This is a genomic window from Zhongshania aliphaticivorans (assembly GCF_902705875.1).
Taxonomy (GTDB): Bacteria; Pseudomonadota; Gammaproteobacteria; order Pseudomonadales; family Spongiibacteraceae; genus Spongiibacter; species Spongiibacter aliphaticivorans_A.
This window is the reverse complement of record NZ_CACSIK010000001.1, coordinates 653,034-671,283: the sequence shown is the minus strand read 5'-3', so window position 1 is coordinate 671,283 and position 18,250 is coordinate 653,034. Positions and strand designations below refer to the sequence as shown.

The following is an 18,250-nucleotide window of genomic DNA, read 5'->3' as shown; positions in this document are numbered from 1 at the left end:
TTTATTTAAGCGGGCTAGCTCAAGAAGAAAGTTCTAGCCCGCCTCAATAGGTACAACTATCAATAGCCTCCTCTACTAAAAGCAGCAACAATACGCTTGCTATGCTGCAGATTGCTCTGCCACACAGCGACCGCCAGATGCCAATTTAAAGCTGAGGTCTACACCTTTTACTACTGGCTACTTTATCCATTAATAAAAATGCCACAACGTGGTCTTTAGGTAAATGAGCAGCTCAGACGAACAGACAATTTCTACATTAGTTGAGCAAAACCAAATATCCAGAGTGGGTAATCTACACTGGGTACATTGGACTATTGTCGCCCTATCCTTGTTAATGACGATCGCGGTCTGGCAATATTCAAAACTACAAATTCAAGAAAAAAACGAAAACCGCTTTCACCGTGAAGCTGATCAAGTCATAACCTTAATCAAAGAGCGACTTCAAAAATACGAAGACGCCCTGTGGTCAGGTGTAGCGTCTATTCACTCTCACGATGACACCATGACGTCTTCGCAGTGGAATGCCTTTGCCACGACCTTACGTTTGCCGGAAAAGTATCGGGGAATAAATGGCATTGGCGTTATCTTCAATGTCTCTGACAACGCACTTCCAAGCTATTTACTCGATCAACGTCAACAACGTCCTGATTACCAAGTTCACCCCGTACATCAGAATAACTACCGTTTGCCAATCACGTATATTGAGCCGGTAGCCGGCAATGCCAATGCTGTTGGCCTGGATGTCGCACATGAACAAAACCGTTTACAGGCTGCTCTTAAAGCGCGAGATAGTGGCTTGGCACAAATTACCGGCCCCATTTATTTAGTACAGTCTAAAGAGCGCACACCCGGTTTTTTATTTTACGCTCCATTTTACAAACCTGACGCCAGCAATAAGCGTAGCAACGAAATACAAGGCGCCAATTTAAGCCTAAGCGAACGCAAAGCGTCATTCGCAGGTATGGTTTACGCGCCCTTTATCGTTAACAACCTCATGCTCGGCACGCTTGAACAAGCCCGCCGTCATGTTGGAATAACAATTGTGGACGATGATTTCACTCTCTATGACGAAAACCATAGTGACGATCAAAGCTTCGACAGCAAGCCTCTATTTATCCAAACCTTTCCCATTGAGGTCTACGGAAGACTTTGGAATGTCACAATTAGAAGCGCCCTAGATTTCAGAAGCGAAGCACGAAACTCACAACCCACCTTTATTCTTCTAGGTGGCATATTCATTGATGCCATCTTATTGCTGCTATTTATCACTTTAAGTAATGCAAATCGCAAAGCTACCCTACTAGCCAATCAAATGGCAGAGGGGTATAGGTCGAAATCTCTAGAGCTACAACGCAATATTGAAAGACTGGAAGAAAGTAACAAAGAACTTGAGCAATTCGCCTTTGCCGCCTCCCACGACTTGCAGGAACCTCTACGCACACTGACAAGCTTTTCAGAATTATTGCAGTCTGAACTCGACAACAAAACAACGAATCCTCAGGTGCAAGCTTCAGTCCAATACATTAACGAAGCAGCGGAGCGAATGCGCAAGCTCGTTCTCGGTCTAATGTCATATAGCAGAATTGGTCGCACACCTGAATTAACATCAGTCGATAGCGAACAATTGATAGATGACGTTTTAACTGATTTAAGTGCAAGTATCAGTCAATGCAATGCAAAAATTAGCAGAGCCCACTTACCCACAATTACAGCTTATTCAACAGAGTTACATATCTTATTTCAAAACTTAATTAGCAATGCCATTAAGTTTACAAAATCCGATATCCCCCCCGCCATTTCAATCACGTGTGAAGACAATAATGATCACTGGCTTTTTTCAGTAAGTGACGAAGGCATCGGTATCGACCCACAGCAATTCAAACACATATTCCTTATTTTCAAACGCCTTCACGCCCAACACGATTATCCAGGCAGCGGTATAGGGCTAGCTAAATGTAAGAAAGTGGTGATGTTACACGGTGGAAAAATCTGGTTAGAATCTGCAGAAAATAAGGGCAGTCGATTTTTCTTTACTATCCCTAAAATAATAAACCCTTAGTCCTTTATACACACCAAACTCAATGATTTCAGCTTATTTTATGGTCCAACCACCATCAATAACCAGCTCCTGCCCGGTCATATTTCGCGCCGCGTCGCTCACTAAATAATTCACGGCAGCGCTTAGCTCATCCATGTCAATAAAGCTCTTTTTAGGCATTGGCTCCAACATGATCTTATTAATAACGTCTTCTTCTGAAATACCATGCACCTTGGCCTGACTGGCAATCTGCTGCTCCACCAGCGGTGTCTTCACATAAGACGGGCACAGGGTATTGATGGTAATATTTTGATCCGACGTTTCTAGCGCCACCACTTTAGAAAAGCCTAGCAAACCATGCTTGGCGGCTACATAAGCACTTTTATGGGGGGATGCGATAAGAGAATGAATGGAGCCAACATTAATAATTCGACCAAAGTTTTGTTGGCGCATTAAAGGCAGCAATGCTCGACAAAGCATAGCCGGCCCAATCAGCAATATCTCGGTGATTAACTTCCAGCGATCAACGGGAAAATCTTCCAGCCTAGCAACATGTTGAATACCCGCATTGTTGATCAGAATATCTAAATAACCACCATGTTCGACTAGCTGTTCAACGACATAATTTATATCGCTTTCACTGGTCACATCAAGCTTTATTGCATGCGCATTGAAACCTTTGGCGATGGACACACTTGCTGCGCTTTCTGCGTCTTGTAAGCTGATGTCGCTATACCAAACAGTAAAACCTTGTCGACACAAATCATTACCTATAGCCAATCCTATACCACTAGCCGCTCCCGTTACTAACGCCGTTTTACTTCTCATTTCTTCGTCCTATTTATTATTACTATTTTTCACACACGGCTCTAAATCCTGCCGCCATAAAGGGAATCATCCGCTGATAAGCTGTTTCGAAATCAGAAGAATGACATTTTCCGCCAGACAACCTATCTATACGCCCGGTCTGCGCTAAGGTTAATGCGAGCGCACCAGACACATAGTGATAACACCAATGTAAATCTTCTTCTTTAGATTTTGGAAAAATAACTTTAAGCGCTTTGATAAACTCCGCCACATGCTTATCAAAGTTATTTTCCATTAATGTTTTGCTCCAAACTGGCGATGTCATGACATAAGCCAGCAATGCCATATAATTTTTCCAGCCAGGATCACCGCTTTCTTGCGCAAATTTTAAGGGCAGTAAAAACGCTTCTATAATCTGCTCCAATGTTTGTGGCTCACCGCTGGCTGCTTGCAAACTGCTACGTAGCACTTCTCTGCGAGTATTACCCAACAACTCCGCACGCCGATTAAAAACCGCGTAAAAAACATCCAGTTTTTTACCAAAATGGTAACTGGCTAGCGCTACATCCACATTGGCACCACTTGAAATCTGGCGCATTGTCACGCCATCAAAGCCATGCATGGCAAACAACTCTTCTGCCACATCAAGAATTCGCTCACTTTTAAGGCCATTATCTTTTTTACTCATCAAACTTCTATCCTTACGCCCAGCAATGCCGTTATCACAGCAATCCCTATCAAAATCACGCTTGGGTAATCCTCTGCCGATTGATCATCGACCCTTGTCTTTTCAACAAGCGTTGAATATAGTGGCTTACCAATAATTAAAATACAAGGCGAATAGTACATGACATCGGCAGAAATATTTAAATATGTGCTCAGCGGCACATATGTGGTCCTTGTTTACGGACTGTCATGGATAGGGATGCGTAGAACCAAGGACATGGGCGGCTTTGCGATTGGCAATAAAGATATGAGCCCCTACTTAATTGGTATTACACTCGCCGCTTCCATTGCCTCCACGGCTACCTTTGTTATTAACCCAGGCTTTGTTTATGCTCACGGCCTCTCAGCTTATGTCCACTACGGTGTTGCGGGGTCGGCGGGTATTCTTACTGCTTTTTTAGTGTTATCTCGCGGTTTTTTGCGCCTCGGGGAAGAAAATAAATCACTGACTATCCCGCAGTGGATTTACCATCGCTACCATCATCGCGGCTTTAGTTTGTTTTTTGCTTTTATCAACCTGTTATCTATCAGTTTTGTCGTTTTAATTTTGGTTGGCTGCAGTTTACTAATGACAGGGATTTTTCCAATAGAGCAAAAAACCGCATTGGTTGGTATCTTATTATTTGTTTTTTCCTACGTACTAATGGGCGGCACCTACGCACACGCTTACACCAATACCTTACAAGGTATTATGATGTTATTGGTAACGCTACTGCTATTCGTGCAAGGTTTTAAGTATTTTGATGGCAACATCATTCAATCTTTAAAGTCGATCAGCCCTGGTTATGGTGCTGTTTTCAATTCAGAAAGTAATCTTTACTACGATTTTTTCTCGGTGTTTGGCGGGGGGTTTATTGTCACCTTTGCTCTAATGCTACAGCCACACATATTAACCAAGGTTTTATATTTACGCAGTGAAGCGGATATTGGTAAATTCATTGGCACAACGGTTGTTGTCGGTACGCTCTTTACACTGATTTTAATGGTTGGTTTTTACGCCCGCCTTGCCGGGTTAGATATTCCTATTCAAGACACTGTGGTCAGAGAATACTTACTCCACGAATTCAGCGGCAGTGCCCTTGGCCAGCTAACTCTCACCTTTATTTTTATTACCTTACTTGCCGCCGGCATGAGCACATTGGATGGCATCCTCGTGTCACTATCAGCCATGGTCGTCAATGACATTGTAACGCCCCTAAGCAAGCATCAAAGTAATGGCCTGGCGTGGTCCAGATGGGTATTAATTGCTGTTGGACTGATTGGCTTAGCGCTCGCATGGAACCCACCACCGTTAATCGGAATATTTGCACAAAAAGGCGTCTATGGTTTGGCCGCCGCCTCACTAGTGCCTATGCTGTTTGGCGTAATTATTCCTAAACCTTTGCCATTACTACTGGTTGCCAGCGCCTCTGTCTTAGCACTTTTAATGCATTTTTATCTCAATTTATTTGCGGGAGTTGCCAATCCAGCCGTATCCGCCAGCTACGCCATTATTGCCTCTTGCGCATACACGCTGCTAGGAATGGCATGGATCAACTTTCGTACAGCACGTTAACAACAACGATGATATTAAATAATTTAAGCTAACTTTTATTGACATTTCAACAATCGTTGAATAACCTCAGCATTAACTTCAACGGATGTTGAATTTGGCTTTACAAGCTAGCACTTATATAAACTACTAATAAACTTAACCAAGGTGCCCCATGATAAATATAACAAGCAACAAGAAACGCCTGGCCATGTTAGTCGCAATAGGTAGCGCCTCTGCACTTAACCACAACACTGCTTGGTCACAGCAAGATATCTCTGTAGTCCTTGAGGAAGTTTTGGTAACTGCGCAAAAACGCGAACAGAATCTCCAAGAAGTTCCTGTCTCTATTACCTCATTCAATGCCACGGAGCTCGAAACTAAAGGTATTACTACAATTACTGAACTGGAAAAAAGTGTTCCTAACACCCAGTTCCGCGCTAGTCGAGCAACCAACTCCACACTTACTGCTTACATTCGTGGGGTTGGCCAACAAGACCCATTGTGGGGATTTGAACCCGGCGTCGGGGTATATGTGGATGACGTTTACTACGCCCGTCCTCAGGCTGCTGTTATGGATGTATTTGATGTTGAACGCATTGAAGTTTTACGCGGCCCCCAAGGTACGCTGTACGGAAAAAATACCGTTGGTGGCGCAATCAAATACATTACTCGCAAAATGACCGGAGACGCTGAAGCGAAAATTACTGCAGCAACGGGAGCATACGGGCAACGAGATGTCAGTATTTCTGGTCAACTTCCCGTTATCGATAATGAACTATATCTCGGTGGTGCCATAGCCAAAATGACGCGTGACGGCTACGGTGATGTTGATACCGGCTATGATATTAATACCGGCACCTACAGTAGTAGTGAAGAAAATTATAATAAAGACGTATTGGTAGCGAGAGTTAGCGCAGAATATACACCGAACGATCAGTTATTCATTCGCCTTTCTGGGGATCGTACTGATGACAACTCTAATCAGCCTTGCGGTTCACAATCTAACCAAAGCTTACTCACCCATCCTTCGACGGGCCAAGCATTCACCACCTCAAGCAGCCCTTACGATGGCGCTTGCGGTACCAGCCATGTTTCCAATGTTGAGAACAGCGGCTTCTCATTAACAGCACAGTATGATTTGAGTGAAACGACTACCGTAAAATATGTGTTTGCCAAACGCGAAGGTGAAACTCAACAATTTATTGATTTTGATGGCACCCCACTCGACGCTTTCGATGTCCCAGCCAAGTATTCCGACGATCAAAAGTCGCATGAATTACAATTTAACTACACTGTAGATCGCCTAGCTATCGTAGCTGGCTTATATTATTTTACGGGTAACTCAGCTGGCGCTTTTGATGTCGTGTTAAACGGCTTGGGCGGCACGCCATACATGGATGGTGAGCATTATGATTTGGCCATTGGCGGTGATGTCGATACCGAAAGCACGTCCGCTTACATAAATGCCAGTATTGACCTTACTGCCAACCTGACCCTTACTACTGGTTTGCGCCTCACTAAAGACGACAAAAACTCCAATATTCAACGTTACGCCTATAACACAACTAACTCTTTCCCTTACACACAAAACCAAGGCTCCGGCTTCACCTATGGCGACCCTAACGACGATACCTTACTCTCAATCGCCACCGATATTAGCGACAAAGAAGCCGACAAAGACTGGAGCGAATTAAGCCCGTCAATCAAGCTCGACTGGCAAATGAATGACAATGTCATGCTCTACGTTAGCTACGCAGAAGGTTTTAAATCTGGCGGGTTTGATATGCGGGGCAATGCCTCAACCAATCCCGACGTTGCTAAAGGCTATGATCCTGAAACCGTTGATACTATCGAGGCGGGTATCAAATCACAGCTATGGGATGACCGGCTTCGTTTAAACTTTACAGTTTTCGATATGGATTACACCGATATGCAGCTAACCGTGCAAACAGCACAACCAGCACCGGTCTTTTTCTCCTCAGATGTCGTTAACGCCGGTACTGCAGAAATTCAAGGCGCTGAATTAGAAGCCTTACTCCAAGTGACTAGCGGAATCAGTACCTCGGTGGCCATTGGTCACATGAACGCTGAACTGACCGAAGTCATCTCGGCTGGAGTCGATGTTTCTGACAGCTGGGAAATGCTCAACGCCCCAGATTGGACTGGCCAGCTCGGTGTGAATTTTGAGCGCGATTTAGGGAATGCCGGCAGCATTATGGTAAATACCGCGGCATCTTATCGTGACGCTTCCAGAAACTTTAACAACGTTTTATGTAGCTGTGATCAAGATAAGGCTTATACCTTATTGGATGCCAGCGCTAACTGGTACTCCGCCGATGAACATTGGACCGTTAGCGTTTACTTAAAGAATATTACCGACAAAGAATATAAGACTGGCGGTTACAATTTAGGGTCGGGGGAACTGGCTTTCTACGGGGCGCCTCGAACTTGGACGGCGAGCGTAGCGTATGCATTTTAAGCGAAATTAGTTTCTTAATATTATCAATATAAAAGTGAGCCTTGACCGATAAAGGCAAGGCTCATAGAAACTCATACGTTGAGTTCACACCGATCCGCAACCCTTTATAGAGCCTTCGCCAATGCAAAACTATAGCGATTACTGGTATCAAAGCAGCGATGGTTTACGCCTTTATGCCCGGCAATATGGCAACACAACAGCTGAGCAGACCATCATCTGTATACCCGGCTTGACACGTAACTCCTCGGACTTTACTGCTTTGTGTGAACATTTAGCCCCCCGCTACCGTATTTTGGCAGTGGACTTACGCGGAAGAGGCCAATCTGATTACGACACCAATCCTGAAAACTACCATCCTGGGTGTTACGCAAATGATATTTTGAGCTTGATGGGCAGTTTGGCATTACCCTCAGCGATCTTTATTGGCACCTCTTTAGGTGGGATTGTGTCTATGGTACTGGCCGCGACAGCCCCTGAACGCATCCAAGCAATTGTAATGAATGACATTGGCCCCGAACCCGACAAAGCAGGCCTAGACCGTATTAAGCGCTACGTTGGCAACAAAAGCACTGTCAAAAACTGGTCAGAAGCCGTTGAAAAAACGAAATCTATTCAGGCTCAAGAGTACCCTAACTTCAGCGATGAAGACTGGCTTATTTTTAGTAAAAATCTTTACCGAGAAAACGCCCTAGGACAACCTGAACTGGCTTATGATTTTGCTATTAGCCATTTGTTAAACCAGCAAAACGACGACACCACTTCCGACCTATGGCCTTTATTTACGGCAATGCAGAATATACCTTTGTTATTATTTCGTGGCGAATTATCAGATATTCTCAACCAACAATGTGTCAGAAAAATGCAAACCCTCAAACCTGATATGCAATTTGTAGAAATCCCCCACTGTGGACACGCCCCACTTCTCAGCGAAACAGAAGCATTAAACGCGATTGATAATTTCTTAATCTACAACATTACTTCCACCTAGCAATATTAAATTACCCAAGGCTAATTATTTTATGACGAGGGAAGAATATTCGATGTATGACGGTCGAACTTCTCAAAATAATCTTTCAGAAAATCAATTAATACACGCAACTTTTTAGAGTTAGCACTACCTGGCGGAAAGACGCCGTATACATCGATATTCTTGAGTTGGTAATCATCAAGTACGGTTTCTAAGAGCCCAGCCTCTAGCTTGGGCCGGGCATCATAAACAGGAATTCTGCCGATACCATGTCCATCTAGAATAAAGGCCGTGCGGGCAGCGGCATTGTTCGTACTAATATCTCCCGTCACCGTGACATTATATTCACGGCTACCTTTACTTAATTTAATAGGGCCTGAAGTCAGTTTATAAATAACCCAATGGTGTTGTTCCAACTCTGCTGGTGTTGTTGGCCGGCCGTACTTAGCAAAATAATCCGGTGAACCACATAGGCAGGTTGGCAGCATGGATAACTTTGTTGCCTGTAACCCTGAGTCGGGTAAAGGCGCCCCCCGTATCGCTAAGTCGATGCCCTCTTGAATGATGTTAATAACCTCATCGCTCAACATAACATCTAACTCAATTTTAGGATAAAGCCGACGAAATTCACTCAAGGCTGGTACAACCATTTGTAAACCAACATTTACAGGGCAGCTTATTTTTAATAAGCCCTGGGGCTCTCTCTTTAGATTTTCTATTTGCAAATTAGCTGTTGCAGCCTGCTCAGCAATAATACGGCAGGATTGGTAATAGGCCATGCCCTCTTCGGTTAATGCGATAGCACGCGTAGAGCGTTTTAACAGCGTCACATTTAGCTGGGTCTCAAGTTTCTTTAGATGGTAGCTAACAGAGGCACGAGATAAACCTATCTGCTTGGCGGCTGCGCTTAAATTGCCCTGCTCAACGACTTGAGAGAACACAACCATGCTTTTAAGTTGTTCAAATGATAGGTTCATAGCTTATTGTTTCAATTTTTTGAACAGTGTAGTCAGAATACTCTTCATTGTTAAGAGATTTTGAGAGCGATACACTTTAGCCAGCTATAATGATCAAACCCAACACGCGGTGCTATTTGTTAAATTGTCACCCTCACTTGAACGTGGATACCTCAATGTTAAATTTTAGTTTTCAAAACACGACCAAAATTCTGTTTGGTGAAGGCCAAATTAAAGCTATCAGCAAGGCCATTCCAGCTGACGCAAGAATATTAGTGACTTATGGTGGTGGCTCCATAAAAAAAAATGGTGTTTACGACCAACTTACCGCGGCTTTAAGCGAACATACTTGGTTTGAATTTTCTGGCATTGAACCCAACCCAAGTTATGAGCAATTAATGAAAGCGCTTGCCTCCATACAGGAGCATGATATTGATTATCTACTCGCTGTTGGTGGCGGTTCTGTAGTCGACGGCACAAAATTTATTGCCGCGGCAGCCTTGTTTGAAGGTGACGATCCATGGGACTTTGTGGCTGCAGGCAAGCCAATCAAACGCGCGCTGCCCCTAGGCTGCATCCTGACTTTACCCGCCACCGGCTCTGAATCAAACACCGGTGCAGTAGTGACTCGCGACGGTAATAAATTACCCTTCAGCAGCCCGCTGGTAAGGCCTTTATTTGCCGTATTAGATCCCGCCGTCACCCTATCGCTGTCAGACCGTCAGATTAGCAACGGTGTTGTCGACGCCTTTGCTCATACCATGGAGCAATATCTGACTTATAACGTAAATGGCAAAGTACAAGACCGTTTTGCAGAGGGTTTATTACTCACCCTTATCGAAGAAGGCCCTAAAGCACTCAATGAAAAAACTAAAAATGATATTTCGGTGCGCGGCAACATCATGTGGGCTGCCACCATGGCTCTAAATGGCCTTATTGGTGCCGGTGTTCCACAAGATTGGTCGACCCATATGATTGCCCATGAACTCACCGGCAGCCATGGTATTGATCATGCTCGAACCCTGTCTATTGTCTTACCCGCGGTTATGAAGGTATGTGCCGAAGCGAAACGCGACAAAATTTTGCAATACGCAGAACGGGTATGGAATGTTACCGAAGGCGACGAGACGACTCGCATTCAAAAAGCGATAGAATTAACTGAGCAATTTTTTGAAAAAATGCAGGTGCCGACCCGCTTATCGCATGTCGATTTAGCCAAAACCGACATTGACCATCTCATCGAAAAGCTAACCCAGCATGGCATGGTTAAACTAGGCGAGCACAGAAACATCACGCCGGATGTAAGCCGTAAAATTCTAAGCACTGCGCTTTAATGACTTAGGCATAAAACGCTGACCAATAAAAAAGGGCCTCCAAAATGGAAGCCCTTTTTTTGCTAACGACAGATTAAAGTATCGCTACCTCAATCTGCGCTAGCTCAACCTTGGCAAGTTCTATTACAGAATATTACCTAGGTTAAGCAACTGTGTTTCACCGTTGCTATCTTCTACACCATCATTGTCGTTAACCATAAGTACATCACCATTTTTCAATAATGCAGTACCTTCGATCTTTTCAGTTACCATACCACCGGTAGCGATCATGTCTGGCAATACATCGCGAACCAATGATTTAGCCACCGTTGTACCATCTGCCAAGCCTGTCGTATCAAACTTATACAAACGCTTGAGTGCAGCATCTGGTCCACCTTGGTTATCACGTTCAATAACTAGGAACTCGCCATTACCGATAGAAGTAATTTCTGACAAGCCTACCCAGCCACCATTCTGTGACTCAGGCGCATCCAAGGTGTAGAACAGGAATGACCAAGCTTCAGTAGCGATGTCATAAATACCAATGCGTACATTAGCTTCACCTTCCCAAGCACGCTGGAAAGCAACATATAGCTTACCTTGGTATTCAGTCACACCTTCAAAGCCGTTATTGCGCTGAAGTGCGTTCACTGCATCTGGTAGTGTTACTACTTTAGTCACAACACCACTAGCATCTGTTTCAACCAACATGTTCAGACTCTCAACCGAGTCATCAACCTCATGACCGGCCCCTTCAGACGCTACCCAGAAGCTTCCATCTGCTAGTTTCACAACACCTTCAGGATCGATATTAACCGTATTGTCATCATTGATCGCTTCAGCCGGTAATAGACCGCTAGGATCGGTAATACGGGTCTCATGGGTAATCACCGCAGGTGTAGCGCTAACGTCCAAAGTGAAGATACGGTTCTTTTGATAATAGCTATCATCTACCGCATAAATAAGGTTGCTATTCATTGGATCCGCTGACAAACCAGACAGCGCACTCCATGAAATTGGCGAACCATCTAAGCGATCATTAGAGACGATCGTTGGGTAGCTCGCAGATGCTGAACCGTATTGATAGATATTTAATGACGAGCGCATTACGTCGTCACGGCTATCTTCTTCACTTGCCACAACCAACAAGTTGCGCGAAGGAATAGCTAAGGCACCTTCTGGACCCACTGCCGCAGGCAATACTTGCTTAAATACAGGCTTGGTGAAATCGGCAACATCATAGACAAAGACAACGCTAGAACGCTCTGAATTGACAAACAAATAGCGCTCACTTCCGTATACACCGTATTCAGCATTTTCTGGCTCATTACCTTTATTCTCAGAACGAGATTCTGGGTAATGACCAAAGCGAGCTGTCATGTGGTCTAAGCTGCTACCTGCTTCATATACAACGTCACCCGCTGTGTTAAACACGCTGAAACCGCGGCTACCGCCGTCTAAATCACCTTCGTTGGCAGTTACAAAATACTCAGTAGACAACCACGTTACACCATCAGGCTCACGTAAAACGCCAGCTAGTGTTTCATTTTGAGTAATGGTGTCATCTTCAGTTGCGTCAACGCCTTCTAGATCTACCGCGCCCGCAGTAAAGTGATTGACGATGCTTCCGTCACTCAAGTCTAGCAATACGAGATGATTATTTTCCTGCATGGAAATTAGTGCAATATTGTCGCTATTAATATCGACATATTCTGGCTCTGGATCGTTGGCATACAAATCAGCCAAGCCAGTCATTGCTACCGTTTGCGTTGTCCAATCTGCTGGCGCACCGCTTAGCGTTACGATTACAACATTACCCGCTGGAAGCTGTGGTGGAGCACCGTCACCTAGGTCTTCGTCACGCTCATTTTCAATAACTACAACCGCGTAACTACCGTCTGGGCTCACCGCGACTGAATCTGGTTGGCCACCAACGTCAATGCTATGTACATTGCTACGACTAGCAATGTCGATCACATCTAGGCTGCCAGAAACATTGATATAGTCGGCAGAAGTATTAACACCTACCAGTGCAAAATCGCCTTTAATGGCGACAGAAGTAGGTTCACCAGCCAAGTCGAGAGTACCAATGACAGACGGTTTTGATGGATCCGTAATGTCTGCAAAGCCAACACGGTTCGATGGGCTGTCAGTATAAATTAACGTCATTCCATCTGTGCTTGCCGCAACAATTTCTGCTGCTGTGGTATCGTCAGAATCGCAATTCGCATCATCTTGTAAACAAACAGGTAATGCAGCAATACGGTTAAAGTTTTTCGCTTCATTTATTACTGTAGGCGCACAAACGTAAGATGTATCCGTTACTTCGCTGTCTGATAAACTGTCATCAGCATCAGTATCAATACCTGATTCGACTTTTACACCACCGCTGAAACATTGCTCATCACCAGCCAATAACGACGTTTGACGAATCAAGCTATTTAAGCCGTTGCTGCCATCTGCACCGTTAGCACCATCTGCACCGTTAGCACCATCAGTGCCATTGCTACCGTCAGCACCAGCTACGCCATTGCTGCCATCAGTACCATTACGGCCATCATCACCGCCACACGCGGCTAAAAATAACGGCGTCGCCAATGCGATACCCCATGCCAAAGCTGTCCTTTTAAATTCCATCCTTCCTCCAATAATCACACGCGAATTTATAGTCGAGTGATCATAGCGATGGATTACGACAATATACTGACAGTTATATGTCAGTTAAATGGATTTTATATGACAGCCGCAGAATGTTTATCCGCGAAGAAAATAATTGAGACAACTGCTTTGATGTAGATGCATCAAAGCAGTTGAATACTAGTCTTGGTAACCACTAATGTGTTTAGCAGCTTGATAGGCAAAGGTCATCGCCGGCCCAAGTGTAGAACCCGGCCCAGGGTAAGTAGGTAGTACTGCCGCGCTGCAATTACCAATCGCATAAAGCCCTGTGATCGGGGAGCCATCCTCTTTCAACACCTGTGCATGAGTATTCGTCGCTAGGCCTCCCTGGGTTCCAAAATCACCCGCCTCTAAACGCATTGCATAAAAAGGTGCTTCATCAATGGCGCCTAAACAAGGGTTGGGCTCAAAGCGGGGGTCACCATAGTATCTATCGTATGCTGAGTCCCCACGTTGAAAATCCTCATCCTTGCCTGTCTTGGCGTAGGCGTTCATTTTACTAACGGTCTGCTCAAGATTATTTGCATCAATGCCGAGCTGGTCTGCTAGCTCGCGCACTGTTGCTGCCTTGCCAACTAACTTTGTCTCAAACCAAGATTTAGGAATAGTCCAATCGGGCTTTAAGGATGCTGTCATTAGCGGACCAACAATATAATCTCGGCGAAAACGGGCATCAAATATTTGATACATCGGTGAACACGGTGACGCTTCACTATGTTGCTTATAAAGATCTTTTTGAAAAGCCATATAATTTTGTGACTCATTGGCGAAACGCTCGCCACGTAAATTCACAATACAGGACCCTGGATAAGATTTTTCCATAACACTTAAGCGCGGCGCCGGCTCCCCTGGTACTGATACCGTAGTACACCACCAGGCACCATCCATAAGCCTTGTTGCGGCTCCCAATGCCAAACCCTGCTGTATAGCATCACCGGTATTACTCTCTACCCCACCGCTCCAATCTGTACTCGTTGGTGCCGGTAAATATTGCTCGCGCATTGCTTGATTACGCTCAAAACCTCCCGCTGCGAGGATGACTCCTTTTCGGGCCTGTACACGTAATTTTTTACCGTCACGTCTTACAACAGCCCCAACCACGCAGCCGTTTTCTTCAATCAATTCCTCCATGGGTGAGCTTGCCCATATCGGCATTTCACGTTTTTTAAGTGAATACCACAAGCGCGCCACGCCCGCCGCACCGGTACAAATTTGACGGCTTAAACCATTGCCTCGTATCCACCACGTTAAATCAAACAGCCATTGTGCAAGTAACTTCATGGTGAGTTTTATCCAGCCTGGCCCCTGCAGCACCAATAAAGCAGCCTCTACTTGAGTAAAATATATTTTGCTGAACATTCGCATCATGTGATGACTAGGGCGTAGGCGTTTAATATCCTGGCCCAATAACGACGAATCAAAACGCTGAGGCTCCATTGATCGATGGCCCGTACGTGATCCTTCAACATTGGTGTAATAATCGGGATAATGCTCTAATGTTTCATAACGTACATCGCTGCGTTCATGGAGAAAATCAATCATTTTCGGCCCATTACGCAAATAAGCATCAACCATTTCTTCGGGCACCGCGCCTTCTGGGGTTGTACTTAATAGATATTGTTTAGCATCTTCAAAACTATCCTGCGCACCAGCAGCCTTTGCATAGCGATTACAGGGTATCCAAACCCCACCACCCGAGGTGGCACTCGTACCGCCAATTTGTGCAGCTTTTTCAATGACAAGAACGTCTTCCACCCCCATCTCGTAACAACTTAAAGCCGCCGTTAAGGCGCCATTGCCGCTACCCACCACAAGAACATCGACACTATGATCCCAATTTTTTTCTATCATTATTATTCCCACAACCTCAAAGGTCGCAAACATTAACTCTCGACCATTAGCCAATATTGGTATTTAAAAGCTACAAACCGATATTGAGCAAACTATCATAAACGCCACATCACGTAATCCCTATCATCCGTCTGTATTAGCTAGGTAGAATACCCAGATATAACTAGCCCTAGATACTCCCATTTTAACTAGCTTATGAGTTAAACAATGACACCAGCTGACAAGAATTCTTCGCTTTCCCCATCGCTATACCAGCGTTTTTTAGAACGCGCCATAATCCAACATGGCTCTATGGATGCGATCGAAGAAAAATTACCCACACCTGCCAGTAATAAAGCCCTTACTGCTATTAGCGACGATCGATATTTAGCTGAAATGGCAGCCTGCGTGTTTCGTGCTGGCTTCGTTTGGCGAATCATTACGTTGAAATGGGAAGGCTTTGAAACCGTGTTTAATCACTTTCTCCCCATTTGGGTGGCATCGCGTTCGCCGGAAGAAATTGAGAACATGGCCAGCGACACACGCATTGTTCGCAATCTTACCAAAGTAAAATCGGTGCAAGAAAATGCTCTATTTATTTTAGATATACAGCGTGAATTTGGGTCTTTTGGCAAGTTTTTAGCAAGTTGGCCTGAAAATGATATTGTCGGTTTGTGGGCCTATTTAAAAAAACATGGCAACCGTTTGGGAGGAAACTCTGGTCAGTATTTTTTACGTTTTTCAGGTAAAGATACGTTTATATTAAGTCGAGATGTATGCACGGCATTACGGGCCGAGGGCATTGTTAATAAACCCCAAATTACCAGCCAGCGCGACCTGAAAGCCGTGCAAACAGCTTTTAATCAAATGCGAGAAGAAAGTGGCCGCTCATTATCAGAATTAAGCATGATATTAGCGCTTTCTATTGGCCCTGCTTAAGGAGTAAGCAAGGCCGGCGGCCTCTATCCCACCCTAATGAGCGTGGGCGACCACCCCAACTTGAGGCATATTCGCTAAGCCAATTTCACGTGCATGCTCTTCAAAGTCTTTATTCTTCCAAAAGAAAGCACCCGGCATCGTAGTTGGAATAACCAAAACATAGAACAGAGCTCGGCCTATTAAAGCAGTCACCAAAACTGATAAGCAAATTAACAATGAAGCGCCAAGACTCAGCATACTTGGTCCAGCGATCAACAAGGCAGTTGCTGCGCCAATATTTACCGCAATCAGAATATTTCGCAAGGTATAGCTTTTACCAAATAAAGTGCATTGAATATAGTGTGATACACCGCCTTCATTATTTGCTGTGTTCATCGCCATGCCATGGCCCAACAAACCCACACCTTCTAATACACCACCAAGCACAACCCCACCTAGCACGATAGAAAACAGCTCTGCAGAACTTGCCTCTGCACCTAGTAGCATAAGCGTTGGAATACCCACCAGGGCAATTAACACACTGCCCAAGGAAAATGCGGTGCCTAAAAATGAGGTCGCTGTTTGCCAATGATTCCAAAATGGTCGTGCTGGAATACGGTAACAACGGTACATATAATATAAGCCCACCGAACCGGCCATAAGTGCCAAATAGCCACTGACGGTAGCAACACCATCAAAACGCCCCCATTCCCCAGCAAAAGTAATAAATACCTCGTTAGCAGGTAGCATCGCTAATAAGTGTAAGCCTGCAAATACCATATACAACAACATACCGAGGCCTTCACGGCAAACTGGAGAGTGACGAAGATTGTTGAATCCGCGATAAAAGCGCCAAGGTTTTCCCAAGTGTGTTGCCGACATCAGCATTCCCAAGCCGGCAAGCCCCACCGTTACCAACATCAGTGGCAGATACATCACCGAGTCACGAACTGCTAATAAGCTCTCTACACCGAGCTGTGCCCCTAAGAACGCAATCAAGAATGCGCCCAAGGAGGTCTGACTAACTAATGTAAAAATCACCAAGGGATTCTCGCGCGAGCTTAATTTCGTGAAGCTCCACTTTTTCTCTACCCCTTTTTTCTGATCAACTACGGGACGATATTGACCATCTTCACTTTTATGGTATTTAACAGCCATGCCGTCAGTACGAGTCACTTCGTCAGGCATGTTTTTTATTTGCTGAAACCGAATATTTGGATGTGTAATTTCAGGATCAGGAAACCCCGGAATACTGGTCTTACCCTGCTCTCGGTTTTCTGGTAGATCATCCACAACGCCAAAGTTCAAGGCATTACCTAAACACGCAGAGACACAGGCAGGTTTAAGATTCACTTCGAGACGATCAACACACATATTACATTTAGAAACTTGACCCTTAATGGGGTCTAACTGTGGTGCGTTGTAGGGACAGACCCAAGTGCAGTAACCACAGCCAAAACAGGTTTCTGGATCCTGTAAAACCGCACCATATTCAACATGCTTGGTGTAAGCTCGTGTGGGGCAGCCTTTAAGACAGACAGGGTCATCACAATGATTGCACGCCATAGAGATATTCATGCGCTTAAAATCTGGGTAGGTACCACCCTCAACATACCCCACTGAACGAAAACTTATGTGCGCAGGGTTATCATTCTTTTCACTACATGCCGCCTCACAGGCATGGCAGCCAATGCAATTATCAGCCGTAAAATGAAATGCATGCTGCTTATTTCGATTGGGGTTTGCCCCAACACCTGGCTCTTCATTAATAAACATTTCACGATCAGAGGAATGCGCTCCCCCAGTCCGCGCAATTAGATCTATCGGTGCTTCATAGTAGTTTACCTCGGGTGCGGTCGACTCCTTAAGAAAGGCATAACTTGGTTCATCGTCTCTTACTTTCCACATATTTACCGCCCTTGATCGGGTGACAAGGCAAACAGTTTTGCCACCGGTTCATTCGAATATATTCAGTTAAGGCGCTGCCGACCCTGGCAGCGATA

At 44.9% G+C, this 18,250-nt stretch carries 12 protein-coding genes; 6 read left to right on the top strand and 6 right to left on the bottom strand.

Translation table 11 applies throughout. The annotated features are described in order from the left end of the window. Nucleotides 1–223: 223 nt before the first annotated feature. Nucleotides 224–2,059 carry a CHASE domain-containing protein gene (locus tag AELLOGFF_RS03135; protein ID WP_159267302.1) on the top strand — a complete coding sequence of 612 codons (1,836 nt, stop codon included), beginning with the start codon at nt 224–226 and terminating at the stop codon, nt 2,057–2,059. Nucleotides 2,060–2,092: 33 nt separating this feature from the next. Here AELLOGFF_RS03135 and AELLOGFF_RS03130 read toward each other — a convergent pair whose 3' ends face one another. After that, nucleotides 2,093–2,866 (bottom strand): 3-hydroxybutyrate dehydrogenase, encoded by a 774-nt coding sequence (locus AELLOGFF_RS03130; RefSeq protein ID WP_159267301.1) that lies wholly within the window; start codon nt 2,864–2,866, stop codon nt 2,093–2,095. Between the two features lie 22 nt (nt 2,867–2,888). Further along, on the bottom strand, nt 2,889–3,533 hold the full coding sequence (locus AELLOGFF_RS03125; RefSeq protein ID WP_159267300.1) for a TetR/AcrR family transcriptional regulator: 645 nt from the start codon (nt 3,531–3,533) through the stop codon (nt 2,889–2,891). Nucleotides 3,534–3,692: 159 nt separating this feature from the next. Here AELLOGFF_RS03125 and AELLOGFF_RS03120 point away from each other — a divergent pair, with 159 nt between their 5' ends. The 3 genes from AELLOGFF_RS03120 to AELLOGFF_RS03110 all read left to right on the top strand — a co-directional run bounded on the left by AELLOGFF_RS03120 (nt 3,693) and on the right by AELLOGFF_RS03110 (nt 8,572). Next, nucleotides 3,693–5,126, top strand: a complete 1,434-nt coding sequence (locus AELLOGFF_RS03120) for a sodium:solute symporter family transporter (RefSeq protein ID WP_159267299.1) — start codon at nt 3,693–3,695, stop codon at nt 5,124–5,126. A 151-nt stretch (nt 5,127–5,277) separates the two neighbouring features. Then, entirely contained in the window at nt 5,278–7,584 is a 2,307-nt protein-coding gene (locus AELLOGFF_RS03115; RefSeq protein ID WP_159267298.1) for a TonB-dependent receptor, read from the top strand. A 121-nt stretch (nt 7,585–7,705) separates the two neighbouring features. After that, a complete protein-coding gene (locus tag AELLOGFF_RS03110) occupies nt 7,706–8,572 on the top strand; it encodes an alpha/beta fold hydrolase (RefSeq protein WP_159267297.1) in 867 nt (288 codons plus the stop codon). A gap of 29 nt (nt 8,573–8,601) precedes the next feature. On the opposite strand, the gene AELLOGFF_RS03105 is transcribed toward AELLOGFF_RS03110, so the two are convergent. After that, nucleotides 8,602–9,528, bottom strand: coding sequence for a LysR family transcriptional regulator (locus tag AELLOGFF_RS03105; protein WP_159267296.1), 927 nt, complete (start codon nt 9,526–9,528; stop codon nt 8,602–8,604). Between the two features lie 155 nt (nt 9,529–9,683). Here AELLOGFF_RS03105 and AELLOGFF_RS03100 point away from each other — a divergent pair, with 155 nt between their 5' ends. After that, nucleotides 9,684–10,841 carry an iron-containing alcohol dehydrogenase gene (locus AELLOGFF_RS03100; protein WP_159267295.1) on the top strand — a complete coding sequence of 386 codons (1,158 nt, stop codon included), beginning with the start codon at nt 9,684–9,686 and terminating at the stop codon, nt 10,839–10,841. Between the two features lie 123 nt (nt 10,842–10,964). Here the strand turns inward: AELLOGFF_RS03100 and AELLOGFF_RS03095 are convergent, their stop codons facing one another. Together AELLOGFF_RS03095 and AELLOGFF_RS03090 are read right to left on the bottom strand one after the other, a co-directional pair. After that, the gene (locus tag AELLOGFF_RS03095) at nt 10,965–13,457 is read right to left on the bottom strand and encodes an esterase-like activity of phytase family protein (protein WP_159267294.1); all 2,493 of its coding nucleotides are present in this window, start codon (nt 13,455–13,457) and stop codon (nt 10,965–10,967) included. Nucleotides 13,458–13,637: 180 nt separating this feature from the next. After that, a complete protein-coding gene (locus AELLOGFF_RS03090; RefSeq protein ID WP_159267293.1) occupies nt 13,638–15,350 on the bottom strand; it encodes an FAD-binding protein in 1,713 nt (570 codons plus the stop codon). Between the two features lie 207 nt (nt 15,351–15,557). Between AELLOGFF_RS03090 and AELLOGFF_RS03085 the strand changes: the two genes are divergently transcribed. Next, nucleotides 15,558–16,268: a DNA-3-methyladenine glycosylase I gene (locus tag AELLOGFF_RS03085; protein ID WP_159267292.1), complete on the top strand. Its 711-nt coding sequence runs from the start codon at nt 15,558–15,560 to the stop codon at nt 16,266–16,268. A gap of 33 nt (nt 16,269–16,301) precedes the next feature. Here AELLOGFF_RS03085 and AELLOGFF_RS03080 read toward each other — a convergent pair whose 3' ends face one another. After that, a complete protein-coding gene (locus tag AELLOGFF_RS03080; RefSeq protein WP_159267291.1) occupies nt 16,302–18,155 on the bottom strand; it encodes a DmsC/YnfH family molybdoenzyme membrane anchor subunit in 1,854 nt (617 codons plus the stop codon). Nucleotides 18,156–18,250: the final 95 nt, after the last annotated feature.

Bases quoted from the DNA above. Each gene is read 5' to 3' on its own strand.
- AELLOGFF_RS03135 (WP_159267302.1), top strand. From the start codon at position 224: ATGAGCAGCTCAGACGAACAGACAATTTCTACATTAGTTGAGCAAAAC.
- AELLOGFF_RS03115 (WP_159267298.1), top strand. From the start codon at position 5,278: ATGATAAATATAACAAGCAACAAGAAACGCCTGGCCATGTTAGTCGCA.
- AELLOGFF_RS03110 (WP_159267297.1), top strand. From the start codon at position 7,706: ATGCAAAACTATAGCGATTACTGGTATCAAAGCAGCGATGGTTTACGC.
- AELLOGFF_RS03105 (WP_159267296.1), bottom strand. From the start codon at position 9,528: ATGAACCTATCATTTGAACAACTTAAAAGCATGGTTGTGTTCTCTCAA.
- AELLOGFF_RS03100 (WP_159267295.1), top strand. From the start codon at position 9,684: ATGTTAAATTTTAGTTTTCAAAACACGACCAAAATTCTGTTTGGTGAA.
- AELLOGFF_RS03130 (WP_159267301.1), bottom strand. From the start codon at position 2,866: ATGAGAAGTAAAACGGCGTTAGTAACGGGAGCGGCTAGTGGTATAGGA.
- AELLOGFF_RS03120 (WP_159267299.1), top strand. From the start codon at position 3,693: ATGACATCGGCAGAAATATTTAAATATGTGCTCAGCGGCACATATGTG.
- AELLOGFF_RS03085 (WP_159267292.1), top strand. From the start codon at position 15,558: ATGACACCAGCTGACAAGAATTCTTCGCTTTCCCCATCGCTATACCAG.
- AELLOGFF_RS03080 (WP_159267291.1), bottom strand. From the start codon at position 18,155: ATGTGGAAAGTAAGAGACGATGAACCAAGTTATGCCTTTCTTAAGGAG.
- AELLOGFF_RS03095 (WP_159267294.1), bottom strand. From the start codon at position 13,457: ATGGAATTTAAAAGGACAGCTTTGGCATGGGGTATCGCATTGGCGACG.
- AELLOGFF_RS03090 (WP_159267293.1), bottom strand. From the start codon at position 15,350: ATGATAGAAAAAAATTGGGATCATAGTGTCGATGTTCTTGTGGTGGGT.
- AELLOGFF_RS03125 (WP_159267300.1), bottom strand. From the start codon at position 3,533: ATGAGTAAAAAAGATAATGGCCTTAAAAGTGAGCGAATTCTTGATGTG.